Genomic DNA, 26,219 nt, shown 5'->3' on the forward strand with positions numbered 1-26,219 from the left:
AAAAGAGAATGGCAATAACGACACGGAACACGATAATTCATGACTTGACAGACAGAATCAATCTGCCTGCATTTGGAGTGGAAAAATTGAAATCTGTTTTCGCTGATATGGGCTGAAGACAGAGTTTTTTTGCGTTGAAAAACAGGGGGAGGAAGCAGCGGACTGCATGGAAAGGACGGAGGAAGAAGAATGAAAAGAAAAAGCAGGAAATTATTGGCGCTGATACTCTGCGCGGGAATGCTGATGCCGTTATTCAGCGGCGTTGCCTCTGCAGAGGAAGGCGGTGCGCAGGGAGTCGATGAATCGACGGATCCGGCAAACCCGGGCGGGAGTGCAGTGGTGCAGAACGCGGACCCGGTACCGCAGAATGTAACGCTGGCAGAAACTCCGGTGATCGACGAGGCAACTCTCCTTGAAGCATTGACTGCCGGCGGAACGGTAACTCTGGGAGAAAGTTTCGCTTTGACCGCAGATGCGACAATCGGAACCGACGTTGTGCTGGATTTAAACGGAAAGACGCTGACGACCGGAAGCTACAGTTTGAAAATAGCCGGCGGAGACCTTACGATCCAGGATACTGCCGGAAACGGCAAAATTACGGGAACAGACTATATCGTCGATATGATGACAGCCGGCGGAGATACGGTAACACTGGAAAGCGGGATACTGGAAGGCACCGGATGGACTGCGGCCGTGCGTATCGCGAGCGAAGACCTCTTTTACATGACGGGCGGAACCGTGCGGCAAATGCAGAGCAATGTCCAGAGCGTTCTGGCAGTAAACGCAGGCGGCACTGCGGAAGTGACCGGAGGACGGATCGAAGGCGGGATCCGCGGGATTTCGGCCGCCGCCGCTTCATCAAAGATCATTGTAGGAGAAGTGCCTGCCGGTGCAGCGCAGACAGAGGAAGAAGCCGGTAAAGTATATGTTTCCAGCGTATACGCCAGCAATGCCGGCGCCGGAGTGACACTCAACAGCGGCACAGTCGGCAGGGTGTTTGGCAATGTGGGCACAGGCTTTGTATTAAACTGCTGGTTTGAACAGGATGTGTCCGGTTATTTGCCGGCAGGAATGACGTGTTCCAATGTAGACGGGCATTGGGTAGTAGAACAGTTAAACGAGCAGAACGCCGCGGCAAGGATCGGGGATGTCTATTACGCTTCTCCGGTTAAAGCAGCCGCAGAATTGCAGGACGGAGAAACGCTCGTGCTCCTCAGGGATTATGTCGGCACCGGGAGTGTAAAGATTCAGGCAGATACTGCTGTGATAGATTTAAACGGATATGACATTACCAACACCGCATCGGGAGGATACGGTTTGGAGATTACATCTGACAGTGATCTGGCTGCAGGAGAAACAGGCATTGTGATATGCAATAGTGGGGCGGATACGGCGGCGATTACGGCGGCGGTTCCTGTTCATGCGCATTCCGGGAACAGTCTGAAGGCACTGCCGATCACCTTGGAAGACGGCATCATGCTGGTTTCCACGGAGGAGGGCGGAACGCAGATCGAGCTGGGTACAGCCGCGTATATCGAATACAGCGAAGAAACTGCAGGTTATATTACGGTTGGAGGATTTCTTTCCACTCACAGCGACGGAAAACAGTATATCCATGGCAGTTTTACACAGGCGGCGGAAAACGATGTAAATAAAACGGCGGTCTTATTGAATGATTATACAGGAAGCATTTCGCTGAGCTCGGAGGACAGCCTGACGCTTGACTTAAATAAGAATACCGTGACTAGCAGCGGCACTGCGGTCATCCGTGTAAATGCAGACAACGCTTCCCTGACCATAAAAAACGGAACAATGATTACCGAAAATGGCTCCGGCGCCGAGGTGGGAATACCGGCCGACGGGGGCATAGGCGGTCTTGTTATCTATAATAATGTGACCTTGAATTTAGAAAATGTGGATTTGACAGCGAACGGAACGGAAGCAGATGATTACGGGATTGTCTGTAATGGGCAAAGCTCGGGGATCAATATTAATCTTAAGGGCGGTTCTGTGGCTGCGCCGAATGTAGTCGGAATATACTTCCCCGCAAAGGACAGCACACTGAATATTGACGGAACGAAAATAGCCGGAACCATGGGCGTAGCGGTGAAAGGCGGAACCGTAACCGTTAAAAACGGTACGGAAATCAGCGGCACCGGCGCAGAAAATATCCCGGATGCGGGCGTTTCAAGCGGCGTAAATAATACTGGCGCGGCGCTCTATGTAGAAGGGAATTATACGGATCGTGAAATCAAAGTAAACATCCTGGGCGGTACATTCCAGAGCGAGCATGGCGAAGCTGTACAGATGCTTTTTGCGGAAGAGACTGGCGCCGGCAGGGAGATCACTGTTACAGGCGGTACCTTCAGCGACGACAGTGCGGAGCCATATCTGGCCCCGGGCGCTTCTCTTGGCGAACCGGACGGAGACGGAAATTATACTGTAACAGCACATTATGTTGCGGAAATCGACGGACAGCAGTATGTAAACCTGGCAGATGCCATCGCTGACGCGGATGGCAGGACCGTCAGACTGCTGGATAATATCGAGACTGCCGAAACAATCGAGATCACAGGGACGGACATTACCCTGGATCTGAACGGCAGGACGATCAGCGGGGAAATCCGGTCCGACGGACTGATCAAAGCGATGCCGGGGACGAGCCTCACGATTACAGACAGCGCCCGGGATAAAGGCAGAATCGTGAACAGCGCCGCGTCGCTCCCCTATGGGGTCTATGTGGACGAAAACGCAAGTGTGATCCTTGACGGCGGTGTGATCCTGAACGATGAGGGCGGAAGCACTTCCGGTGCGGCCGTATATATGGATTCAAACGATACTGCTCCGCCGCGTCTCACGGTAAAAGACGCGACGCTGACCTCCGCGAAAGGATATGCCGTTAGGCTGAGATCCAGTTTCTACAGCGGGTATGTCACCATTGAGGGCGGCAGATTCGAAACGCCGGGGAAAACAGAAACAACTTCTGTAATCAATGGCTCAAATACTCCCGTAGCCGATTATATCACCATCTCCGGCGGTACTTTCACAAACTGGAACGCTACCACAAGCAATGCGTGTCTGGCGGAAGGGTGCAGCATCAGCGTGGACGAAAACAACAGTGTAAGCATTGTAAAAGAAGCTCCGGCATCAGCTGCTGCGTCGGCCACCAGGGGCGACGTTACGGGATATCTGACGGGCGGTGATCTTTATAACCTGATCCAGCGCCTGGGCATTATCTCGCAGGATTCTTCTTTTGAGATTTTCAGTGATGTAACGCTGACCTATCCGGAAGACAGCGGGTTCGGTCTTGACAATGAAACGGCGGCCATACCGATGGTGACGCTGAACATTGCTCCCGGAGCAGAGCTTTCCGGCAATATGTATCTTAAGGTGGCTGATGTCGCTGTTACGGGCGAAGGAGCGGTTGCGGATGATTTCTTCCTGCCCGTGAATGAGGATTTCACAGTGGGACAGACCGGAAACATCATTCAGGGACGCCTGGCAGACAGCGCTGTCGTGGCCACTGCCGCGGTTGATGGGAACACCTACCGCTACACAGATTTCACAAGCGCCTGGAGCCTTGTCAGCGGTTCCGGGACTTCGGACTGTGTGATCACGCTGTATCAGGATATCAGCGCCAGTTACGGACGCAGCATTTCAACAGCGAACCTGACGCTTGACCTGAATGGACACACGTATACCTTTACCAGCAGGAGCAGCTCCGGCAACGCGTTCACGGTCAATTATGATAAAACATTTACCATTGTGGATCATTCGGAAAACGGCGGCGGCAGGATTACTTCTACATACGACAACATAAATTCTCTGCTGCTGACGGGAAGAACATCTGACGGCGCGGTCATCAGCATTGCAGAGGGCGTAACAGTGGAAGGCCCTGTTCTCATCCTGGGGAAAAATGCGACACTGGACGTCTATGGCACGATAAATACGGAAAACCGCGGGAGCGCGGCTGTCTATAACAACGGAGCCGATACAGAGAACAGCATCATGAACCTGTACGATGGCGCAGTGGTAAAAGGCGATCATCACGGCATCTATCACCCCGGAACCGGCACGCTGAACGTATATGGCGGTTCGGCGGTCGAGGCGGACAGTGTAGGTATTGAGATCCGCAAAGGCACATTGAACGTGTACGAGGAAGCGGTAATTACCGGCGGCAGCGACGGTGAAACTACATCCACTCCGAACGGAAGCGGCACAACAACGCAGAACGCGGCTGTTGCGGTAGCACAGCACGGGAACTCCACAGATCCCGTCGTTGTCAATGTCTACGGCGGCACACTCACCGGTGCATCCTCGGTGTATGAATCAAACCCGCATCAAAATGAAACGCAGTATACCGACCTGATCGAACTGAACCTGCGCGACGGGAATTATGTGGGCAGCGTTTACAGCGAAACACAGACAGGATTTATCTCCGGAGGTACATTTACAGAAGAGCCGGAGAACGGGGATATCTATCCGGGCCTTCAGGCGGTTCAGGAAGGCGGCAGCGGTAATTTTATCATAGAGCGCCTGCAGGATGTTTATGTAAACGGTATATCCGGCGACGATACCAATAATGGCACGGACGCCGAAAACGCGGTACAGACACTGGAACGCGCCTTGAAGCTGGCAGCCGATGACGGCACGATTTACGTCTGCGGGACTGTAACGGTGGATTCCGGTCTCACGGTAGACGGCGCGAAGATCGAGCGGGCGGATGGTTTTGATGGTGTACTTATTTCCGTGGATGGAGCAAACGCGGTGATGACGCTTAAAAATACATCAATAGACGGGAAGGACGAAACCGTCTCTTATGGCAGCTATCTGGTCTTCATTACAAACGGCGGCACGCTGAACATTGAAAGCGGAACAGAGATCATCAACAACAAAACAACCGCCGTATATGTAAATAACAGGAGCTATCTCTATATGGCCGGCGGCGCAATCAGGGATAATGAGAGAATAAACCCAACGGCAGACGGATTTTATGATGGCGGCGCGGGCATTTATAACTGCGGTACTACGGAAATATCGGGCGGTGAGATCTCCGGCAACACCGTAACGGAATATGGCGGCGGAGGTATCTTGAATGGAAGAGGCACCGTAACACTGAGAGGCTCTGCGGTCGTGAAAGGAAACAGCGCGAGCTGGGGCGGCGGCATCGCCACGCTGGGAGCGCAGACGATTCTCAGTGAAAACGCCTCGATTGAAGGAAATATATCGCAGCATAATGGCGCGGGTGTATATTTGGAGGGATACAGTAATTTCGAAAATACTCCGTCGGTCTTTGAGATGACGGGCGGTTCCATCACCGGAAATGAGGTAACGGCAAACGGATGGGGCGCAGGGATCTTCGGATACCATGTCGAAGGGGAAACGGTGGTCCGGATTTCCGGCGGCACAATTGCGAACAATCAGTCTTCTTATGACGGCAAGGCCATAGCCCTGGGAGGAGACTTTGAACCCTATGCAGGGCTGGAGCTGAGCGGCACGCCTTCCATCTCCGGTGACGTCTACCTGATAGACACCGAAAACGCGAGCCCCATCATTACGGTAAAGGAGGACTTTAACCCGGCGGCGCCGATCGCCGTAAATGCACTTAACGGAAAGAACGGAATGGTGGCAGTGTCCTATCCCGCCAGCATGACGGCTGCCGAAGCAGAGGCGCTTTTTGCCTCCACAAATGAAAGCAGGATACTGACAGAGACCGGATCGGACAATACGCTTGAATGGTTTGATCTGGTAAAGGTGAGCTTCATGGCGGCGGATGGAACAACTACATACAAGACCGTCTATGTACGTCCGGGCGCGCGGATCAATGCGTCGGATGCGCCTGCCGAAAGTGAAATTACGGCGCCTGCAGGCTACGAATTCTCACACTGGAGACAGGATGGGCAGACGGCGGCCTGGAACTTCGAGACGGATTCTGTTCCGGCGGATACAACAGAAATGGAACTGTATGTAGCCTGGAACCTGAAAGCCCCGACTGTGGAAGTTAAGGCTGAAACTACGACGCTGCAGGGCGGTGCGAGCATAACGCTTACGGCAGTCCCATCCCACGATCTCAGTACGGTTACTTATACTTATCAGTGGTATAAGGACGGGACACCGATTGAGGGAGCAGTCGGAGCGACATTAACTGTATCTGAAAGCGGAAGCTATACGGTCAGGGTAAAAGCAGGCGATGGCGTGGAGGAATCTGCGGAATCTGAAAGCGCGCCAGTGGTCATCACGGCAGGGGGACAAGTTTCTGAGCCCGCAGGAACTTCGCCGACTGATACTCCGCCGACCGGGGACAACAGCAGTATGCTGCTCTGGCTTATCCTGTGCATTGCGGCAGCGGGTACAATGGCCGGCACTTTCGCCTGTAAAAGATACGCGCGGAAAGAAAAATAAAAAACATACACGATAACATAATTTCATGAAAGGAGCTATTGCAAAATGGATGAAGAATCATCTATGGAGCAATGGCTCCTTTGATAATGCTTTTTAGTAGGTCATTGAAAGTAGGATCATTATTGACATTTGTTAAAAGAAACGATATGATTAAATTACCTGAAAGGTAATTTATATATTGGGAGGGGCGGTTTGGAACTGATATACTCGTCTGAGAAACTCAAAAGACAATGTACAAATATAAAAGCGGCCAGGAAACTGTTTCATGGAGATGCCGGCTTATCAATAAGTTTGTTAGGCCGTATCAATGCTCTTGAAAATGCTTATAATCTGAAAGATATTATTGTTCAGCCGTCATTTCATTTTCATAAATTAGCAAATAAAAAGGGAAGAAATTTCGGAGGTAAGCAAACATTATGAGTAACTATGTTGAATATCACGGCACTGTTGCATTTCATCCGGGTTATTATCTCAAGGAAATAGTAGATGAAAGTGGGCTGACACAGGAGGATTTTGCTAAAAGGCTGGATACAACACCTAAGAATCTTAGCCTTTTGATCAGGGGCGAACAGAACCTGTCAGTTGATATTGCTTTGAAACTTTCCCGAATGCTTGGAACGAGCGTAATGTATTGGCTTAATTTACAAAATTCGTACGATGCACTGATCACGGAGTTTAAATCAGATGAGGAACTCGAAATTGAGCGTAAGGTTTTTAAAAGTCTGGATTACAGATATTTCAGGGATAACTTTGGTCTGCCGGATCTTCCCAGAAAAACAGATGAGCAGATTAAAGAGATAAGAAATTTTTTAAATGTGTCGACACTGAAAGTATTCACAAAAAAGGATATGGCCGTCAGCTTCAGAAGTTCTGCAAAAGAATTGACGGAGGCTAATATAATCAAGGCGAATACAATGGTTCAGATTGCGACAAACAAAGCTTTAAAAGTGGATGCACCCAAGTTTAACAGGCATAAATTTGAGGATGCAGCAAGATATGCACTGACTTTAACAAAAGATCATGATAAGTTTTATCCTCTGTTATATAAGGCTTTTTTGAATGCAGGTGTGATATTTATTATTCTGCCGAATCTCACGGGGTCAAAGATTAATGGTGCCACGAAAAAGATCGGAGACAACATTATGTTGATGGTAAATGATCGAAGATTGAATGCTGATTCTTTTTGGTTTACTCTTTTCCATGAAATCGGACATATTATTAACGGCGACTATGGAATCTCTTTTGAGAAAGAGACCGGAGAGCAGGAAGAACTCGCAAACAAATATGCCGAAGACTCTTTAATTCCTGAAAAACTGTATAAAGAGTTCAGAGAAAAAGGTCAATTTGATCTTCAGGCAATTCGCCTTTTTGCTGATCAGATCAACCGTGATCCGGGGATTGTTTTGGGGAGATTGCAGAAGGAGGAAATTGTCAGCTATGACGATTGGAGGATGAAATCCCTCAGACATAAGTATAAGGTTCAGACAGTGATCTGATAGTTTAGTGATCATAAAAATACCCCCTCGAAAGAGCTGGATCCGCAGTCTTTCAAGGGGGTATTTTAGCAGTTATTTATTTTCCTAAAGATGGATCCTTGTCCCGGTCTTCCCGAGGATGCCGTCCTTGGCTTTTTCCAGCAGGGTGATCAGGGCCTGTCTGCCGGGTTTGGACTCGGCAAATTCTACCGCGGCCTGCACTTTCGGGAGCATGGAGCCGGGGGCGAAATGTCCTTCTTCTATGTACTGCTTCGCCTCGTCGACGGTAATGTCGTCCAGCCATTTTTCATCCGGCTTCCCGTAGTTTATGGCGGCCTTTTCTACAGCCGTCAGGATGATCAGGAAATCCGCGTCCAGCTCTTTCGCCAGAAGGCAGCTTGCGAAATCTTTGTCGATTACGGCGCTGGCGCCTTTTAAGTGGTTCCCCTGTCTTGTGACCGGGATGCCGCCTCCTCCACAGGCGATGACCAGATCGCCGGAATTTACCATCGTGCGGATGGTGCCGATCTCGACGATCTCCTGCGGCTTCGGGGACGCGACGACACGGCGGTAGCCGCGGCCTGCGTCTTCTTTCATGATGTAGTCATATTTCTCGGCCATCACGTCGGCCTGTTCTTTTGTCAGGAACCGTCCGATCGGTTTGGAGGGATGGTCAAACGCCGGATCATCCGCGTCCACCCGGACCTGGGTGATCATCGTGGCGACAGGAATATCCGTGATGCCCCGGTTCAGCAGCTCTTCCCTCAGAGCGTTCTGCAGGTCATAGCCGATGTAGGCCTGGCTCATGGCCACGCATACAGAGAGCGGGGTATTGGGCTGCTGTGGATCCTCGTGGGTGAGGGCGATCATGGCATTGTTTACCATGCCTACCTGCGGACCGTTCCCGTGGGCCACTACCACTTCGCAGCCTTCCTGGATGAGATCCACGATAGCCCGGGAAGTGATCTTTACAGCCTTCATCTGTTCCGGCAGAGTATTGCCGAGGGCGTTCCCGCCCAGGGCAATGACGATACGTTTTTTCTTTTCCATAAACCTGCCTCCTGTGCGTTTAAGCCTCTTTCACGGCGGCGATGGTCTCCACTTCGCAGAGTACGCCCTTGGGGAGGGCTTTTACAGCCACGCAGGAGCGGGCCGGATTCCCTGTAAAATATCTGGCGTACACTTCGTTGAAGGCCGCGAAATCCCCCATATCAGCGAGGAAACAGGTGGTTTTCACGACGTCCGCGAAGGAAGCGCCCTGGCTTTCCAGGAGAGCCCGGACATTTTTCATGACCTGCTCAGCCTGCTCTGTGATGTCACTGCCTACTACTTCGCCGGTCTCCGGAGAGAGCGGGATCTGGCCCGAGAAAAAGGCGATCCCGTTGTAAATGATCCCCTGGGAGTAAGGTCCGATAGCTGCCGGCGCGTTTTTTGTTTCTACATATTTTAACATGATGTGATGCCTCCTTGATGTTTTTGTCTGGCCGAATGATCGGCGGGTTGTTTTCAGATTTTTTATTTGAAGATCCTCGGCGCTGCTTTCTCTTCCAGCTTTTTCAGGATATCGGCTGGATCCGCGAATTTTGCCAGGAAGATCATGGCTGCGATGATGTACGGCTTATAGCTTGCCTCTTTGTACAGCGGAGTTCTGTAGCGGTCGAATACGCTGGCGTCCACCTCTCCGGTCTCACAGCTTACGCCTGTGATGTCCGCCGGCAGGCAGTGCATGTAGAGTGCCTTTCCATTTCTGGTAGTTTTCATCAGTTCTTCTGTACAAGCCCAGTCTTTGTGCTGTGCGTTCTGTGCCAGCAGTTCTTTCTCCAGCGCCTGGATGCCTTCGGTGTCGCCGTTTCCGTACAGCTCGGTACGTTTCTCCATGGCGGCGAAGGGAGCCCAGCTCTTCGGATATACGATGTCCGCGTCCTTGAATGCTTCTGCCATGCTGTTTGTCTTTGTGAAGGTGCCGCCGGATTTCTTCGCGTTTTCGGCAGCTACGGCCTCGACCTCCGGGAAAACTTCATATCCTTCCGGGTGAGCCAGGACGACGTCCATTCCGAAGCGGGACATCAGGCCGATGATCCCCTGGGGAACGGAGAGCGGTTTGCCGTAGGACGGAGAGTAAGCCCATGTCATGGCGATCTTCTTGCCTTTCAGATTCTCGACGCCGCCGAACTCATGGATGATGTGGAGCATATCCGCCATGGCCTGTGTAGGGTGGTCGATGTCGCACTGCAGATTGACAAGGGTAGGTTTCTGTTCCAGGATGCCGTCTTTGTTTCCCTGTGTCACAGCGTCAACGACTTCATGCATATATTTGTTTCCCTTGCCGATGTACATATCATCACGGATACCGATGACATCTGCCATGAAAGAGATCATGTTGGCTGTCTCGCGCACAGTCTCTCCGTGGGCTACCTGGGATTTTCCCTCATCCAGATCCTGTACTTCAAGCCCCAGCAGGTTGCAGGCGGAAGCGAAAGAGAAACGTGTTCTGGTGGAGTTGTCACGGAAGAGGGAGATGCCCAGGCCGCTCTCAAACACCTTAGTGGAAATATTGTTCTCCCGCATGTAGCGCAGAGCGTCGGCAACGGTAAATACCGCCTCCAGCTCATCGTCTGTCTTCTCCCATGTCAGGAAAAAGTCTCCATTGTACATGTCCTTGAAATTCAGTTTATTCAGCTTGTCAATATAGTCCTGCAATGTTTTCATATTTGTTGATCCTCCTTAATATTATTGAAAAGATTTTGAAACGCAAATTTATTCACAGTAAGTTTCCGGAAGCGCCGCGTACACAGCTGCGCAGGTTACCAGATCCTGTTTCCATGTTTTCTCGTTGGGAGCATGTGCCTGAGCCTCGGCTCCCGGACCGAATCCGATGCAGGGGATGCCGTTTCTTCCCATGATAGAGACTCCGTTTGTGGAGAAGGTCCACTTGTCTGTCAGCGGACGGCTCTGGCGCATTTCCAGAGTCTCGGGAGCGCCGATCCTCTTGTCACCGTAAAGGGAGGTATATGCTTTCTCCAGCGCCTTCGTGACCTTGTGATCCTTCGGGATCGCCCAGGTGGGGAAGTAGCACTCGATCTCATAAACACATCCTGTATAGGACGGACGGTCGTAGTTGTACATGGATACGACTACGTCGTCTCCGTATTTCTTGACACTGGGCAGCGCTCGGATCTCATCCAGGCAGCTCTCCCATGTCTCGCCGAATGTCATGCGGCGGTCAAGGGATACCGCGCAGGAGTCCGCCACCGCGCAGCGGCTGGGTGATGTATAGAAGATCTGGGATACAGTGACGGTGCCCCGGCCAAGGAAACGGGCCTCTTCCCAGTCGGGGTTGTATTTCGGGTTCAGCATTTTCACAAGGCCCTTGATCTCGGTGGCGTCTTCGTCATCATTTTCATTAAGGGCACGTACGTCCTGGAGGATATCGGCCATCTTGTAGATGGCATTGTCACCCCGCTCCGGAGCGGAGCCGTGGCAGGAGACTCCTTTGACGTCGATGCGGATCTCCATACGACCTCTCTGTCCGCGGTAGATCCCGCCGTCTGTAGGTTCTGTGGACACGACAAATTCCGGCCGGATCTTGTCTTCATTGATAATGTACTGCCAGCAGAGACCGTCGCAGTCTTCCTCCTGAACTGTTCCTACGACCATGATCTTATACCCGTCCGGGATCAGATCCATGTCTTTCATGATCTTTGCTCCGTATACAGCGGATACGAGGCCGCCGCACTGGTCGGATACGCCGCGCCCGCCGATCTCGGTGTCATTTTCATAGCCTTCATAGGGATCGAAGGTCCAGTTGTCGATATTGCCGATGCCGACGGTGTCGATGTGCGCGTCAAAAGCGATGATCTTGTCGCCGGTCCCCATATAGCCGATGACATTTCCCTGGGGATCGATGACCACTTCGTCGAAGTCCAGCTTCTTCATCTCAGCGGCGATGGTGTCGATGTGGGCCTTCTCATCGCAGCTTTCGCCCGGATTTCTGACGATGGCGCGCAGGAAGGCGGTCATGTCTGTCTGATAGTTTTGAGCAGCTTCTTTGATTTTGTTGAAATCCATAATCTTTCTCTCCTTTTCCCCGGCGGCCGCAGCCTTATGGATTGCCGCGCGGCCGGAATGTATTGAATTGATTTGTTACTTTCGTTTTACATTTATTTCTCGTTTCCGCCCCAGACGATGGACTCATAACGCTCTGGGTCTGTGTCCCCTTCTGTGGAGAAGAGGAGAACTCTGGAGTTTTCATCCAGCCCCAGGTGATCCCGCAGCGGTCTGTATTCCTCCATTGTCATGATACATGAGAGCACTCCGAAGGGAGCCGCGCCGGATTCTCCGGAGGTGACAGGCTGATCTCCTTTGATGGGGGCGGCCAGCATGCGCATTCCCCGGGCTGCTACCCAGTCAGGCGCTGCGGTAAAGGTATCTACGTGGTTTTTCAGGATATCCCAGGAGATCGTGTTCGGTTCTCCACACGCGAGTCCCGCCATGATGGTTACCATATCTCCGTCTACGATACGGATGTCTCCATCGCCTGCGGAAGCTCCTTTGTACAGACAGGCAGCTGCCTCGGCTTCTACAACGATCACTTTCGGAGGATTGTCGGGATAACGGTTCGCGAAATATCCCTGAACTGCTCCGGCCAGAGATCCGACGCCGGCCTGGATGAAGACGTGGGTCGGGCGATCGCAGCCGTAGCCGTGCAGCTGTTCATCTGCCTCCATAGCCATGGTGCCGTAGCCCTGCATGATCCAGGACGGGATCTCTTCATATCCGTCCCAGGCGGTATCCTGTACCATGACACCGTTCTCTGTCTTTTCGGCCATGGCGTTTGCCATGCGCACACACTCGTCATAATTGTACTCTTCAATGGTCGCCTGGGCCCCTTCAGCCAGAATGTTGTTCAGCCTTGTCTGTGTGGACCCTTTGGGCATGAGGACGACAGCCTTCTGTCCCAGTTTATTCGCGGCCCACGCCACCCCGCGGCCATGATTTCCGTCCGTCGCGGTAAAGAATGTGGCCTGGCCGAATTCTTCTTTCAGCGCTTCGGATGTAAGTACGTTGTAGGGAAGCTCGGAAACATCCTTTCCGGTCTGTTTCGCGATATAGCGCGCCATGGCGAAGGACCCTCCCAGCACTTTAAACGCGTTCAGTCCGAAACGGTAGGACTCATCCTTTATGTATACTTCTTTCAGCCCGAGATGAGCCGCCATATGGTCAAGTTTCACAAGAGGAGTGACGGTGTACTGGGGAAAGCTTTCGTGGAAAGCGCGTGCTTTTTGTACCTCGTCAAGCCCCATGACCTTCAGATTGGCATCGTCGGTTTTTGGCATTTTGTTTACTGCCCATTTGATCGCTTCCATTGTGGAACCTCCTTTAGATTGATTTTCAGACGGACATATACCCATGTTCAGTGTTTGTCCATGTAACTGTATAATGTGAATTTTGAAATTCCAAGCAGGGAGGAGATTTTGTCTCCGGACTTGGTGATCAGGAACGCCCCGGCATTATTCAGATACTGTACCACGGCGATCTTATCGTCTTTATTCATGAGAGCCACGGGTTTTCCGACTCTGTCTACAGCCTGTTCGATGAGAAGATCCAGGAGTTCCGTCACATTGTGGGTGATCTTCTGGGGAGAGTCAGAGCTCTTCGCATCAGAATGTGTCTGAGGATCCGTCTCTACCAGGGCACGGATGGAGTTCTCCGCGGCGACAAGAGTCGTGATATCATAATTGATAGAAAAGATATAAACGATCCTGCCTTTGTCATCCCGGATGTAAAGTGTACTGGATTTCAGGATCCTGCCGTCATCTGTCCTGGTAAGGTAGCAGAGACGGTCGTGGATCTTTCCCGGGTCAGACCGGAGGGTCTCCAGTACAATACCGGAAGGCCCGTCGCCGGTATGGCGGTTGGATACATGGCCATTTTCGATATAGACGATGGACTGCTCCAGATCCTGCCGTGTCAGATCGTGGATCACTACTTCACAGGAACTGCCGAACTGAGCGGCAAGACCATGCGCAAGCTGCTTTAAAAAATCAAGCTTGTGGTTCATGTTTTCACCTGCCCTTTTTCGAAATAATGTCAGAGAGAAGAAGTTGTTTTGATGTGTGTCTTTAAACTCATCATAGCATAAAAAAATGCAGAGTCAATAGTTTTTCTAAAAATTTTTTAGGTAATCTAAAAATTATTTAGGATTTGTCTTGCATTTATACATTTTTAATGGTATTCTATAAAAAGTAAAAGGTATTTGTATGCGAAATGCACAGGATATGGAGAGAAGATACAAATGCCGGTGTGTGTAATATCAATAAAAAAGGAGAAAGATGTATGCTTGTTTTAGACAACGGAAAAGTGATCACAAGAGACAAGGCCTGTCCTTTTATTGAAGACGGCGCGGTGGCCATTGACGGCAGGACGATCGTCCGGGTCGGCACTTCACAGGAGATCCGAGAGGCGTATCCTGACGCAGAGCATATTGACGCCGGAGGCGGACTGATCATGCCGGCCTTTATCAATACACATGAACATATCTACAGTTCGTTTGCCAGAGGGCTCTCCATAGAGGGGTATGATCCGAAAGGCTTTCTGGATATCCTGGATGGGATGTGGTGGACCATTGACCGGAATCTTACGCTTCATGACACCTATCTGAGCGCTATGGCGACTTACATTGACTGCATTCGAAACGGAGTCACAACGATTTTTGACCATCATGCCAGTTTCGGGTCTGTAGGCGGGTCCCTGTTTGAGATCGAAAGGGCTGCGAAAGAGACAGGAGTACGGTCCTGCCTGTGTTATGAGATTTCTGACAGAGACGGCATGGATAAGGCCAGGGCATCCGTGATGGAGAACGCGGAATTTATCCGGCATGCTCTGAAGGACGACAGCGGGATGATCGCCGGAATGATGGGAATGCACGCGCAGTTTACGATCTCGGATGAGACCTTTGATCTGGCGGCTTCAAACAAACCGGATGAGGTGGGATATCATATCCATGTGGCCGAGGGGATCGAAGATCTTCACCATTGTCTGAAGCATTACGGGAAACGGATCGTGGACCGTCTGATGGATCATGGGGTTCTGGGAGAAAAGACTTTACTGGGGCACTGCATTTATATTAATCCGCATGAAATGGATCTGATCAGGGAAACAGATACTATGGTCGTACATAATCCGGAGTCGAATATGGGCAATGCCTGCGGATGCCCGCCCACAATGGAGCTGGTACACAGGGGGATCCTGACCGGGCTGGGGACAGACGGATATACCCATGACATGATGGAATCCTACAAGGTGGCAAATGTACTGCACAAGCATCATCTTTGTGATCCCAACGCAGCATGGGCAGAAGTGCCGCAGATGCTGTTTGAGAACAACGCGAAGATCGCGGCAAGATATTTTAAGCCTGAGCTTGGCGTTTTAAAAGAGGGGGCGGCAGGAGACGTGATTGTTGTAGACTACAATCCTCTGACTCCGATGAATGCCGGGAACATTAACAGCCATCTGGTGTTCGGTGTTACGGGACATGATGTGGTCACGACGGTAGCGGACGGAAAAGTTCTGATGAAGGACAGGGAACTCGCAGATCTTGACGCGGAAAAGATCATGGCGGACTGCAGACAGGCGGCGGCAGAGCTGGCCGGTCGGATCAACAGCAAATAGAAAGGAAGAAAGAGATGAGTGACAGAAAACAGAAACGGGATAATTCAGAATTATTTAAATGGGATGGCAACCCATCTGTGGGACAGATCCTTCCTCTTGCCGCGCAGCATGTGCTTGCCGCGGTCGTCGGATGTGTTACGCCGGCGATCCTTGTAGCGAACGCCGCGAACAACGCGGGAGGAAATGTAAATATGGGGCTGCTGATCCAGGTATCTCTTGTGTTCGCGGCGCTCTCCACTTTGCTGCAGCTGTATGGGAGCAAGATCAGACTCGGGTCGGGACTTCCGGTCATTATCGGAGTGAGTTTTGCCTATGTGCCAACGATGACAGCCATCGCGGCACAGGCAAAGGATGTCAATACAATTTTCGGCGCCATAGTCGTAGGCGGTGTCATAGCGATCATTGTAGGACTTTTTATCAGGCAGATCAGAAAGGCATTTCCACCTCTGGTGATCGGGACAGTGATCTTCGCTATCGGTCTTTCCCTTTATACGACGGCGATCAACTATATGGCAGGAAATTCTTCTAATACATATGAAGTGATCGTAGAGCAGCAGGGAAAGACAGAAGCCCTTGTCTATGGTTCCTGGCAGAACTGGCTGGTGGCGTTTATCACACTGGGGATCGTTGTCCTTCTGAATCATTATGGGAAGGGCCTGTTCAAACTGGCATCTATCCTGATCGGGCTGATCTGTGGATACGTAGTAGCGCTGTTCTTTGGAATGGTGGACTTTTCTGCTCTTGCAAGCGCCGGATGGTTCCAGGTGCCCATGCCCCTGGAGTTTGGAATAAAATTCGATATCTCGGCCATTATTCCGCTTGGGATATTATTCCTTGTGAATTCGATCCAGGCGATGGGTGATTTTTCCGCTACGACTACCGGCGGCATGGACAGGCTGCCCACCAACGCCGAACTTAATGGAGGAATCATCGGATATGGGGTGAGCAATATCGTGGGCGCGGTTTTCGGATGCCCGCCCACCGCGACATACAGCCAGAACGTAGGAATCGTCGGCTCTACAAGGGTCGTGAGCAGAAAAGTCTTTTCTGCGGCGGCGGTACTCCTGCTGATCGCGGGCCTGATCCCGAAGTTTTCCGCCCTGCTCCGTACGATACCTCAGTGTGTGCTGGGCGGCGCCGTGGCATCGGTATTCGCCTCCATCGCGATGACAGGGATCAAGCTGTTTGTAACAGAGAAACTGACGTACCGCAATACGACGGTCGCGGGACTTTCTATTGCCATCGGGATGGGTGTGTATTTAAATGACGGATGCCTGAATCAGATGACGCAGAGCATCCACAGCGCTCTGGATATGAGCATGAGTCTGGAGAGCTTCCAGTCCATCATCAACAATACATTCGCGTCATCACCGGTAGTGCTGGCCACGATCTTCGCGGTGATCCTGAACCTGATCCTGCCCAAGGACAAACCGGAGGCGGAGGCCTGATACAACCTTATAACAGGAGGTAAAAACAATGAGTGATATTATGAGACCAATGTCTTTTGCCCAGCTGCTGGACTGGACACTGACAGAATATAAAAAGAGCGGCACCGTGTTTGGAGCGCATCACCCTTATCACGCGGATGCCAGATTTGTAAGAAACATCTTTGAGCGGCCCCTGGAGACTCCTGTGGGACCGGCCGCGGGACCGCATACACAGCTGGCGCAGAACATTGTGGCGGCATATTATACGGGCAGCCGTTTCTTTGAGCTTAAGACAGTGCAGATCATGGACGGCGAAGAGCTTTCCGCGTGTGTGAACAAGCCATGTATTAAAGCGGATGATGAGTGCTATAACTGCGAGTGGTCCACAGAACTGTATGTGCCGGAGGCCATGGAAGAGTATATCAAGGCATGGTTTTTGTGCAAGATCGCTGCCAAAGAGTTCGGCCTTGGCAGCATGGACGGATTTCAGTTTAACATCAGTGTAGGATATGATCTGGCCGGGATAAAATCTGAGAAGATCGATCATTTTCTGAATACGATGAAGCGGGCGCAGGACTCAGAAGTATTCCAGTCCTGCAAGTCGTATCTTCTGAAACACGCAGACATGTTTGAAAAGGTGACAAAGGAAGATATCGATAACATTTCCGGAGATATCTGTAACTCTGTGACCATATCCACTCTGCATGGATGTCCGCCGCAGGAGATCGAGAAGATCGCGATGTATCTGATAGAGGAGAAGGGATTCCATACCTTTATTAAATGCAATCCCACGCTTCTTGGCTATGAGTTTGCCAGAAAGACGATGGACGACATGGGGTATGACTATGTAGCGTTCGGAGATTTCCATTTTAAAGACGACCTTCAGTGGGAAGACGCGGTTCCTATGCTGAACAGACTGATGAAGGTCTGCTCAGAGCGGGGGCTGGAATTTGGCGTAAAGATCACCAATACGTTCCCTGTGGATGTGAAGCAGAATGAACTTCCCAGCGAGGAGATGTACATGTCGGGGAAATCTCTTTATCCTCTGTCCATTTCTCTGGCCGCGAAACTGGCGAGAGAGTTTGACGGGAAGCTGCGGATCTCCTATTCAGGAGGAGCGGATTTCCATAACATCAAAGAGATCGTAGAGGCAGGTATCTGGCCGGTCACAGTGGCGACGACGCTGTTAAAGCCCGGCGGTTATGACAGAATGTCTCAGATGGCCGCGCTTCTGGAGAAAGAGAATGCTGTGTTTACGGGGGTCAGCGCAGATGCCACGGCGAAGCTGGCGGAAGAAGCCAGGGTCAGCCCGTACCATGTAAAGGCATTGAAACCGCTGCCTTCAAGAAAGATGAAAAAGCAGGTCCCGCTGCTGGACTGCTTTACCGCTCCCTGCAGGGAAGGCTGTCCGATCCATCAGGATATCCCGGCCTATCTGCAGCTTGTAAAAGAAGAAAAATATGAGGAAGCGCTGAGGGTGATCACAGAGAAGAACCCGCTCCCATTTATCACGGGGACCATCTGCGCACATCCGTGTATGAGTAAATGCACCCGTAATTTCTATGAAGAATCTGTTTATATCCGTGGCATGAAGCTGATCGCGGCAGAGAAAGGCTATGACGCCCTGCTTCAGAAGATCCAAGCGCCTGCTGTGACAAAGCCTGGAAAGGCCGCGGTGATCGGAGGCGGGCCTGCGGGTATGGCTGCGGCATATTTTCTCAGGAGAGCAGGTATGGAAGTGACACTTTTTGAGAAAAGCAGCGCTCTGGGCGGAGTGGTGCGCCAGGTAATCCCGGAATTCAGGATCCCGTCAGATGCCATTGACAAGGATGCGGCTCTGCTTGAGAAGATGGGAGTGAATATTTTCCTGAACTCTGAGATCACGGATATTTCGATGTTGAAGAACGCGGGATATACCGCGGTGATCCTGGCGGTAGGAGCGTCTGAGCCGGGCGTCCTTCGGCTGGAAGAAGGGAAAACAGTCAATGCCCTGGAATTCCTGGAAGATTACAAGAAGACGGACGGGAATCTCGATATTGGGAAACAGGTGGCTATCATCGGCGGAGGAAACACGGCGATGGATACTGCCAGAGCCGCAAAGCGCACAAAGGGCGTGGAGCATGTTTATCTTGTATACAGGAGAACAAGGAGATACATGCCGGCGGATGAGGAAGAGCTTGAGATGGCCATGGAGGACGGCGTGGAATTCATGGAACTTCTGGCACCATTGAAGCTGGAAAATGGAAAGCTGCTCTGTAAAGTGATGAAACTTGGTGATACGGATGCTTCCGGCAGAAGGAGTGTTGTGGAGACGGATGAAGAGAAGGAGATTCCGGCAGATACAGTGATCGCGGCAGTAGGCGAAAAAGTACCTACCGCGTTTTATCAGAAAAACGGGATCCATGTAAATGACAGAGGCCGTGTCATTGTAAATGAGGAGACCTGCGAGACAAATCTGGCGGGTGTCTATGTGGCGGGCGACGGGCTTGGAGGACCTGCTACAGTGGTAGAGGCGATCCGTGACGGGCTGAAAGCCGCAGAGGCTGTGGCAGAAGGCACACTGGTGAAGGATCACGAGGCAGTTACGGAGGAAACGGTCCTCTATAGCAGAAAAGGCAGACTGGCCGACCTTGAAGAAGGAAAAGAAGAGAGCGGACGATGTCTTGGATGCTCCGGTATCTGTGAGAACTGTGTGGAAGTCTGTCCGAACAGGGCAAATATATCGATCCGTGTGCCGGGCATGGAGAAGCATCAGATCATTCATGTAGATTATCTGTGCAATGAATGTGGAAACTGCAGGAGCTTCTGTCCTTATGACAGCGCTCCGTACCTGGACAAATTTACTCTGTTTGCCGATGAGAAAGATATGGAAGACAGCAAAAATCAGGGATTTGTCGTGCTTGACCGCAAAGCGGTGAAGTGTAAAGTCCGGTTCTTCGGCGAGACTTCTGTGTGGACAAAAGGCGAAGAGACACGGATACCTGAAGGACTGTTAAGACTGATGGAGACTGTCATAGAGGACTATGGCTATCTTTTAAGACAGTAACAGGGAAACCAGTAAATACGTACCGTTTTGGCCTTATAACGGCCAAAACGGGCTATCCGGAAAGAAGGGGTCAGCGATGAAACGGTTATTCAAAGGCGGAACAATTGTCAACGGAGAGGGTATGGAGAAACTGGATCTGCTTGTGAAAGGAGAGAAGATCCTGGCGGTAGGCAAGGATCTGGATTTTCCGGATGCCGAGATTGTGGACGTGAGGGGTAAACTTTTATTTCCCGGATTTATTGACGCGCACACCCATATGGCGCTGGAAGTGAGCAATACAGTCACGGCGGACAAGTTTGACACCGGGACGAAGGCAGAACTGGCGGGCGGCACCACCTGTATTATTGATTACGCCACCCAGTACCCGGGAGAGAGTCTGCGGCAGGGACTGGACAACTGGCACAAAAAGGCAGACGGCCATTCATCCTGTGACTATGCGTTCCATCTGGCCGTGACGGACTGGAATGAGGAGATCAGCCGGGAGCTGGAGGAGATCACAAAGAAAGAGACCATGTCTTTCAAATTGTATATGACCTATGACACCAGGGTGGATGACGAGGAGATGTACCAGATTCTTGCCCGGTTGAAAGAACTGGGAGGTATTGCCGGAGTGCACTGTGAGAATCACGGGATCATCCAGGCCAGGCTGAAAGAGACGGAAAAGACAAAGGGGAACAGGATGGATGTCTCAGATTACCCCTGGACCCGTCCGAAGGAAGCTGAAGCTGAGGCAGTGAACCGCCTTCTGAAGATCGCGAAGTGTGTGGACACGCCGGTCATCGTTGTGCATCTGAGCACGGCAGCAGGTTACCGGGAGATCTTAAGAGCGAGGGAGGCGGGACAGACTGTTTATGTAGAGACCTGTCCACAGTACCTTGTGATGGATGAAGAAAAATATTCACTTCCGGCAGAAGAGGCAAGGCGATACATGATCGCGCCGCCTCTGCGGAAGAAGAAAAATCAGGAAGTGCTGTGGCAGGCACTGCGGGAAGGGCGGATCCAGACGATCGCCACGGACCACTGCAGCTTTACGCAGGAACAGAAAGACGCAGGGGCAGAAGATTTCTCGAGAACGCCCTGCGGAATGCCAGGGGCGGAAGAGCGCCCGGCTCTGATCTGGCAGTTCGGGGTGCAGGAAAAGAGGATCACTCCGGAGCAGATGTGTCTGTATCTGGCGGAGAATCCGGCAAAGCTTTACCGTCTTTACCCCTGGAAGGGGGCTCTTGTCCCGGGGGCTGACGCCGATATTGTTGTCTGGGATCCCCATACAGAGTGGACGCTGTCCGCAAAGTCCCAGCAGTCAGCCTGTGATTACTGCCCCATGGAGGGAACGAAGATCCACGGGCGGGCAGAACAGGTTTATCTGAGGGGAACGCTGGCGGCGGAGAACGGAAAGATCCTTTTAGAGAACGCCGGCACCTATATCCGCCACGGGGCAGAATGAGATGGTCGGATATTATCGGAACGGATCTCTGCAGGAGGCAGAATCTCTGGTGAAGGCCGCGGGGCTGGGAACGGCTCCGGTAGTCTCTGTGGTAGGGGCAGGAGGAAAGACTTCTCTGCTCCGCCGGCTCGCGGAGGAGTATGCAAAGTCCGGGCAGAAAGCAATCGTCACGACTACGACGCACGTCTTGAAGGAGGAGCACCCTTATTTTCTCACTGATCCTTCGCCGGATCAGATCCGGGAATGCCTCGAAGCATACAGGCAGGCGTGGGCAGGCGGTTCTTCGTCCGGCGGCAGGCTGAAGGGCCTTCCGGAAGAACATCTGAAACAGATGATCGGGTGGGGAATCCCTGTGCTGATCGAGGCGGACGGAGCGAAACGGATGCCGCTGAAAGTCCCGGCAGACCATGAACCGGTGATCCTTCCGCAGACAACGCATGTCCTGTCAGTGTATGGCCTTGACGCGGTGGGGCGGCCCCTGGAAGAGGTCTGTTTTCGTCAGAAGAAAGCAGAAGCCCTGCTGGAGAAGAAAGGGACCGAACAGGTGACGCCGGGGGATATCGCATTCCTTGCGGCCTCAGAGCAGGGAGGAAGGAAGGGCTGTCCTTCGAAGGCATTGTACACCGTCATTCTGAATAAAGCGGATACACCAGGCAGAAGGGAAACTGCCCTTGCGATATGCGGGCTGCTGAAAGTAAAAGGGGTAGACCGGGTGTTGGTTACATCCTGTCTAGAGGAAAAGTGGAGCAGACAGTTATGAAGATTTTGATAAAAGGCGCGGGAGACCTGGCCACGGGAATTGCCTCCCGCCTGTATGGAGCCGGGCATCAGATCCTGATGACGGAGATCGCGGTTCCCCTGACAGTGCGCAGGACGGTTGCGCTGTCCAGAGCAGTCTATGAGGGAAAAGCAGAGGTGGAAGAACTTTGCGGTTTCCTTGCGGACAGCCGGGAGAAAGCACAAGAGATCATGGGCAGAGGCGATATTGCCGTTATAGTGGATCCGGAAGCGGAAAGCAGGAAGTGGTACGGTCCGGACGTCATCGTCGACGCCATCCTGGCAAAGAGAAATCTGGGCACGCAGATCACAGACGCGCCTTTTGTGGTCGGCGTCGGCCCGGGATTTGAAGCAGGAAGGGACTGCCACTGCGTGATCGAGACAAAAAGAGGGCATACTCTGGGAAATATTATCTGGAAAGGCAGCGCCATCCCGAATACCGGAATACCGGGAAATGTAGGAGGGTATACTCTGGAAAGGCTGATCCGGGCATCCGCGGACGGGGTGATGGAGCCCAAAGCCTGTATCGGGGAATGTGTGGAGAAGGGACAGATTGTCGCGCTGACGGGAGGAAAGCCCGTGTACGCCCAGATGAGCGGGATCGTCCGGGGAATGCTCCAGGAAGGAGCGCCGGTAACGAAAGACCTGAAAGTGGGCGACATTGACGCCAGAGCAGAGTTATCTCACTGCTATACCATATCTGACAAAGCCAGGGCCATCGGAGGAGGAGTTCTGGAAGCTGTGAGCCGGTTTGAGAAGATGAAAGGCGGGTACGCGATCGTGGTGCTTGCCGCGGGAGCCGGAACAAGATTCGGCGGGAACAAGCTCAGAGCAATCATCAACGGGCGGACACTGTATGAGCACATGCTGGATAAGATGCAGGCGTTTTCCGCGTTTTCCGCGTTTATTGTCACCGGTGACGAAATGATTGCCCGTGAGGCGCGAAGACGGGGCATAACCCCGGTATGGAACGGGGAACCGGAGAGGGGAATCTCAAGATCACTCCAGCTGGGGCTCGAGGCGGCTCTTCAGGGAAGAAGCGGGAGTCGTCCTCTGAAGGGAGTTCTCTTTTCTGTATGTGACCAGCCGGGGCTGAAAATTTCAACGATACAGAGGATATTTAATGAGGCCGTGCTGCATCCGGGAAGCATCGTCTGTGCCGGGAGCAGCGCCAGAAAAGGAAATCCCGCTCTGTGGGATCCGGCATATTTTTCCGAACTGAGAGGACTCTCCGGTGATGTGGGAGGCAGACAGCTGATGGAGAAGTACCGGGACAGAGTGCGGATCGTGGAAGCAGAGACTGAAGAACTGGAGGACGTTGACCTGAGAGAGGATCTGCCGTCAGAGAGAACAATGCAGGCAGGAGGACAGTTAGAATGAGCGAAATTTATTCCTTTACAGTAAACGGAGTTGAAAGAAGTACAGATCAGGAGAAACCGCTTCTGCGGTATCTGAGAGAAGATCTGCATCTGCATTCCGTCAAAGACGGATGCAGTGAAGGCGCCTGCGGAACCTGTACGATCATCGTGGACGGCAGGGCAGTCAAGTCCTGCGTGCTCACCACAAAACGGGCGGCGGGGAAGAACATCCTGACGACAGAGGGACTCAGCGAGGAGGAGAAAGAGGCGTTTGTGTATGCTTTCGGCGCCTGCGGTTCCGTACAGTGCGGCTTCTGCATCCCGGGGATGGTGATGGCGGGAAAGGCGCTCATCGATAAAGTGCCGGATCCCACAGAAGACGAGATCAAGGCGGCTCTGAAAGGAAATATCTGCCGCTGCACCGGATATAAGAAGATCATTGAAGGAATCCAGCTTACGGCAGCGATCCTCCGGGGAGACGCGCAGATAGAGGAAGACCTGGAAAAAGGTGACAACTATGGAGTAGGACAGCGGGCCTTCCGTCTGGACGTCAGAGAGAAGGTGCTGGGATACGGCGAATATACGGATGATGTTGAGATGGAGGGCATGGTGTACGCATCAGCCGTAAGGTCGAAATATCCCCGTGCCCGGGTGCTGGATATCCGTGCCGACAAAGCGCTGGCTCTTCCCGGCGTGCTTGCCGTGCTGACGGCGGAGGACGTGCCCCATAACAAAGTGGGACATCTCCAGCAGGACTGGGATGTGATGATCGCGAAAGGATCAGTGACCCGCTGCGTTGGCGATGCTATCTGTCTGGTGGTGGCGGAGACAAAGGATATCTTAAAAGAGGCCAAAGAGCTGGTGGAGATCGACTATGAAGAGCTGAAGCCGGTGACTTCCATTCAGGAGGCCATGGCCGAGGATGCCCCCAAAGTACATTCTGCCGGCAATCTCTGCCAGAAGCGCCACGTGACCAGGGGAGACGCGAAAACGGCCCTGGCAAACTCAAAATATGTGGTGACGAAGACGTACCGGACGCCGTTTACAGAGCATGCGTTCCTGGAGCCGGAATGTGCGGTGGCATTCCCCTATAAGGACGGGATCAAGGTGTATTCTTCCGATCAGGGAGTGTACGATACCCGGCATGAGATCTCGATCATGTTCGGCTGGGACCCGGAGCGGATCGTGGTAGAAAACAAGCTGGTGGGCGGAGGATTCGGCGGCAAGGAAGACGTCTCCGCCCAGCATATCGCGGCGCTGGCCGCGTATAAAGTCCAGCGTCCTGTGAAGATCACATTCTCCAGACAGGAATCGATCAATTTCCATCCAAAGCGGCATGCCATGGAGGGCACATTTACGCTGGGCTGTGATGAAAACGGAATATTTACGGGACTGGACTGCGAGATTTACTTTGACACCGGGGCATATGCGTCCCTGTGCGGTCCTGTCCTGGAGCGGGCTTGTACCCATTCTGTAGGGCCATACTGTTATCAGAATACAGATATCCGCGGATATGGCTATTATACAAATAATCCTCCGGCAGGGGCGTTCCGAGGCTTCGGCGTGTGCCAGAGCGAGTTCGCTCTGGAATCCAATATCAACCTTCTGGCGGAGATGGTAGGAATTTCTCCCTGGGAGATCCGTTACCGGAATGCCATTGAGCCCGGAAAAGTGCTGCCGAACGGACAGATTGCGGACTGTTCCACCGCGCTCAAAGAGACGCTTCTGGCGGTGAAGGATGTGTATGAGAAGAATCCGGGAAGAGCCGGGATCGCCTGCGCCATGAAGAACGCGGGCGTGGGTGTGGGTCTTCCGGACAAAGGCCGGGCAAAACTGAAAGTACACAACGGAAAAGTAGAACTGTACAGCGCCGCCTCTGATATCGGGCAGGGATGCGCCACTGTGTTTGTTCAGATGGTGGCAGAGACCACCGGGCTAGGGAGAGACAGGATTGTGAATATGGGAGCCAATTCAGAGGTGGCGCCTGATTCCGGAACTACGTCCGGGTCCCGTCAGACCCTGATCACCGGCGAGGCAGTGCGGATGGCAGCGGCGGATCTTAATAAGGCGCTCAAAGAGGCGGGAGGAAGCCTGGAAAAGCTGGAGGGCTGGGAGACATTTGCCGAATTCTTTGACCCAACAGACAAACTGGGCGCAGATGTCCCGAATCCGAAGAGCCATGTGGCTTATGGATTTGCCACTCATGTGGTAATTCTTGATGATGACGGGAAGGTAAAAGAAGTGTATGCGGCCCACGATTCCGGAAAAGTCGTGAACCCGATCTCCATCCAGGGACAGATCGAAGGCGGGGTGCTGATGGGACTGGGATACGCCCTGACAGAGGATTTCCCGCTGAAAGATGGCGTGCCCCAGGCAAAATACGGGACACTGGGACTGATGCGCGCGCCTCAGATACCGGATATCCACGCCATCTATGTGGAGAAAGAAGAGCTGTTGCCCTTTGCCTATGGCGCGAAGGGAATCGGAGAGATCGCGACGATTCCGACAGCTCCCGCAGTCCAGGGAGCGTACTATGCGAAAGATCATGTGCTCCGGACGAAACTTCCAATGGAAGATACCTTCTATTCAAAGAAAAAGAAGCCTGCAAAATGACCGGCG

At 52.4% G+C, this 26,219-nt stretch carries 16 protein-coding genes; 10 read left to right on the forward strand and 6 right to left on the reverse strand.

Going from position 1 to position 26,219, the window contains the following annotated elements:
- Window positions 1–189: 189 nt before the first annotated feature.
- The 3 genes from BQ7367_RS07725 to BQ7367_RS07735 all read left to right on the forward strand — a co-directional run bounded on the left by BQ7367_RS07725 (window position 190) and on the right by BQ7367_RS07735 (window position 7,898).
- The gene (locus BQ7367_RS07725; protein WP_072524912.1) at window positions 190–6,402 is read left to right on the forward strand and encodes a PKD domain-containing protein; all 6,213 of its coding nucleotides are present in this window, start codon (window positions 190–192) and stop codon (window positions 6,400–6,402) included.
- A 192-nt stretch (window positions 6,403–6,594) separates the two neighbouring features.
- Window positions 6,595–6,822, forward strand: a complete 228-nt coding sequence (locus BQ7367_RS07730; protein ID WP_072524913.1) for a hypothetical protein — start codon at window positions 6,595–6,597, stop codon at window positions 6,820–6,822.
- On the forward strand, window positions 6,819–7,898 hold the full coding sequence (locus BQ7367_RS07735; protein ID WP_072524914.1) for a HigA family addiction module antitoxin: 1,080 nt from the start codon (window positions 6,819–6,821) through the stop codon (window positions 7,896–7,898). The genes BQ7367_RS07730 and BQ7367_RS07735 overlap by 4 nt, the downstream gene beginning before the upstream one ends.
- A gap of 84 nt (window positions 7,899–7,982) precedes the next feature.
- Here BQ7367_RS07735 and arcC read toward each other — a convergent pair whose 3' ends face one another.
- The 6 genes from arcC to BQ7367_RS07765 all read right to left on the reverse strand — a co-directional run bounded on the left by arcC (window position 7,983) and on the right by BQ7367_RS07765 (window position 13,938).
- Window positions 7,983–8,927 carry a carbamate kinase gene (arcC, locus tag BQ7367_RS07740; protein WP_072524915.1) on the reverse strand — a complete coding sequence of 315 codons (945 nt, stop codon included), beginning with the start codon at window positions 8,925–8,927 and terminating at the stop codon, window positions 7,983–7,985.
- A gap of 19 nt (window positions 8,928–8,946) precedes the next feature.
- Window positions 8,947–9,330 carry a RidA family protein gene (locus BQ7367_RS07745; RefSeq protein ID WP_072524916.1) on the reverse strand — a complete coding sequence of 128 codons (384 nt, stop codon included), beginning with the start codon at window positions 9,328–9,330 and terminating at the stop codon, window positions 8,947–8,949.
- 62 nt (window positions 9,331–9,392) lie between these two features.
- Complete coding sequence (gene ygeW, locus BQ7367_RS07750; RefSeq protein ID WP_072524917.1) at window positions 9,393–10,586, reverse strand: knotted carbamoyltransferase YgeW; 1,194 nt, start codon at window positions 10,584–10,586, stop codon at window positions 9,393–9,395.
- 48 nt (window positions 10,587–10,634) lie between these two features.
- Window positions 10,635–11,945, reverse strand: a complete 1,311-nt coding sequence (locus BQ7367_RS07755) for a YgeY family selenium metabolism-linked hydrolase (protein ID WP_072524918.1) — start codon at window positions 11,943–11,945, stop codon at window positions 10,635–10,637.
- Between the two features lie 92 nt (window positions 11,946–12,037).
- Entirely contained in the window at window positions 12,038–13,243 is a 1,206-nt protein-coding gene (gene dpaL / locus BQ7367_RS07760) for a diaminopropionate ammonia-lyase (RefSeq protein ID WP_072524919.1), read from the reverse strand.
- 47 nt (window positions 13,244–13,290) lie between these two features.
- On the reverse strand, window positions 13,291–13,938 hold the full coding sequence (locus BQ7367_RS07765; RefSeq protein WP_072524920.1) for a helix-turn-helix transcriptional regulator: 648 nt from the start codon (window positions 13,936–13,938) through the stop codon (window positions 13,291–13,293).
- Between the two features lie 275 nt (window positions 13,939–14,213).
- On the opposite strand from BQ7367_RS07765, the gene ssnA reads away from it, so the two are divergent.
- The 7 genes from ssnA (at window position 14,214) to xdh (ending at window position 26,213) form a co-directional block, all read left to right on the forward strand.
- Window positions 14,214–15,548: a putative aminohydrolase SsnA gene (ssnA, locus tag BQ7367_RS07770; RefSeq protein WP_072524921.1), complete on the forward strand. Its 1,335-nt coding sequence runs from the start codon at window positions 14,214–14,216 to the stop codon at window positions 15,546–15,548.
- Between the two features lie 14 nt (window positions 15,549–15,562).
- The gene (locus BQ7367_RS07775) at window positions 15,563–16,996 is read left to right on the forward strand and encodes a uracil-xanthine permease family protein (RefSeq protein WP_072524922.1); all 1,434 of its coding nucleotides are present in this window, start codon (window positions 15,563–15,565) and stop codon (window positions 16,994–16,996) included.
- Between the two features lie 28 nt (window positions 16,997–17,024).
- Window positions 17,025–20,021 (forward strand): putative selenate reductase subunit YgfK, encoded by a 2,997-nt coding sequence (ygfK, locus tag BQ7367_RS07780; RefSeq protein WP_072524923.1) that lies wholly within the window; start codon window positions 17,025–17,027, stop codon window positions 20,019–20,021.
- Window positions 20,022–20,097: 76 nt separating this feature from the next.
- Complete coding sequence (hydA, locus tag BQ7367_RS07785; protein ID WP_072524924.1) at window positions 20,098–21,465, forward strand: dihydropyrimidinase; 1,368 nt, start codon at window positions 20,098–20,100, stop codon at window positions 21,463–21,465.
- 1 nt (window position 21,466) lies between these two features.
- A complete protein-coding gene (gene yqeC, locus BQ7367_RS07790; protein ID WP_072524925.1) occupies window positions 21,467–22,225 on the forward strand; it encodes a selenium cofactor biosynthesis protein YqeC in 759 nt (252 codons plus the stop codon).
- Complete coding sequence (gene yqeB / locus BQ7367_RS07795) at window positions 22,222–23,622, forward strand: selenium-dependent molybdenum cofactor biosynthesis protein YqeB (RefSeq protein WP_072524926.1); 1,401 nt, start codon at window positions 22,222–22,224, stop codon at window positions 23,620–23,622. The genes yqeC and yqeB overlap by 4 nt, the downstream gene beginning before the upstream one ends.
- On the forward strand, window positions 23,619–26,213 hold the full coding sequence (xdh, locus tag BQ7367_RS07800; protein WP_072524927.1) for a selenium-dependent xanthine dehydrogenase: 2,595 nt from the start codon (window positions 23,619–23,621) through the stop codon (window positions 26,211–26,213). Before yqeB ends, xdh begins: the two co-directional genes overlap by 4 nt.
- Window positions 26,214–26,219 lie beyond the last annotated feature (6 nt).

Source organism: Clostridium sp. Marseille-P3244, assembly GCF_900120155.1.
Lineage (GTDB): Bacteria > Bacillota > Clostridia > Lachnospirales > Lachnospiraceae > Mediterraneibacter.

Excerpts from the sequence above, each read along its gene's own strand:
- ygeW (WP_072524917.1), bottom strand. The coding sequence starts at position 10,586 with ATGAAAACATTGCAGGACTATATTGACAAGCTGAATAAACTGAATTTC.
- arcC (WP_072524915.1), bottom strand. The coding sequence starts at position 8,927 with ATGGAAAAGAAAAAACGTATCGTCATTGCCCTGGGCGGGAACGCCCTC.
- BQ7367_RS07725 (WP_072524912.1), top strand. The coding sequence starts at position 190 with ATGAAAAGAAAAAGCAGGAAATTATTGGCGCTGATACTCTGCGCGGGA.
- xdh (WP_072524927.1), top strand. The coding sequence starts at position 23,619 with ATGAGCGAAATTTATTCCTTTACAGTAAACGGAGTTGAAAGAAGTACA.
- hydA (WP_072524924.1), top strand. The coding sequence starts at position 20,098 with ATGAAACGGTTATTCAAAGGCGGAACAATTGTCAACGGAGAGGGTATG.
- yqeB (WP_072524926.1), top strand. The coding sequence starts at position 22,222 with ATGAAGATTTTGATAAAAGGCGCGGGAGACCTGGCCACGGGAATTGCC.
- ssnA (WP_072524921.1), top strand. The coding sequence starts at position 14,214 with ATGCTTGTTTTAGACAACGGAAAAGTGATCACAAGAGACAAGGCCTGT.
- BQ7367_RS07755 (WP_072524918.1), bottom strand. The coding sequence starts at position 11,945 with ATGGATTTCAACAAAATCAAAGAAGCTGCTCAAAACTATCAGACAGAC.
- BQ7367_RS07775 (WP_072524922.1), top strand. The coding sequence starts at position 15,563 with ATGAGTGACAGAAAACAGAAACGGGATAATTCAGAATTATTTAAATGG.
- BQ7367_RS07745 (WP_072524916.1), bottom strand. The coding sequence starts at position 9,330 with ATGTTAAAATATGTAGAAACAAAAAACGCGCCGGCAGCTATCGGACCT.
- yqeC (WP_072524925.1), top strand. The coding sequence starts at position 21,467 with ATGGTCGGATATTATCGGAACGGATCTCTGCAGGAGGCAGAATCTCTG.
- dpaL (WP_072524919.1), bottom strand. The coding sequence starts at position 13,243 with ATGGAAGCGATCAAATGGGCAGTAAACAAAATGCCAAAAACCGACGAT.
- BQ7367_RS07735 (WP_072524914.1), top strand. The coding sequence starts at position 6,819 with ATGAGTAACTATGTTGAATATCACGGCACTGTTGCATTTCATCCGGGT.
- BQ7367_RS07765 (WP_072524920.1), bottom strand. The coding sequence starts at position 13,938 with ATGAACCACAAGCTTGATTTTTTAAAGCAGCTTGCGCATGGTCTTGCC.
- ygfK (WP_072524923.1), top strand. The coding sequence starts at position 17,025 with ATGAGTGATATTATGAGACCAATGTCTTTTGCCCAGCTGCTGGACTGG.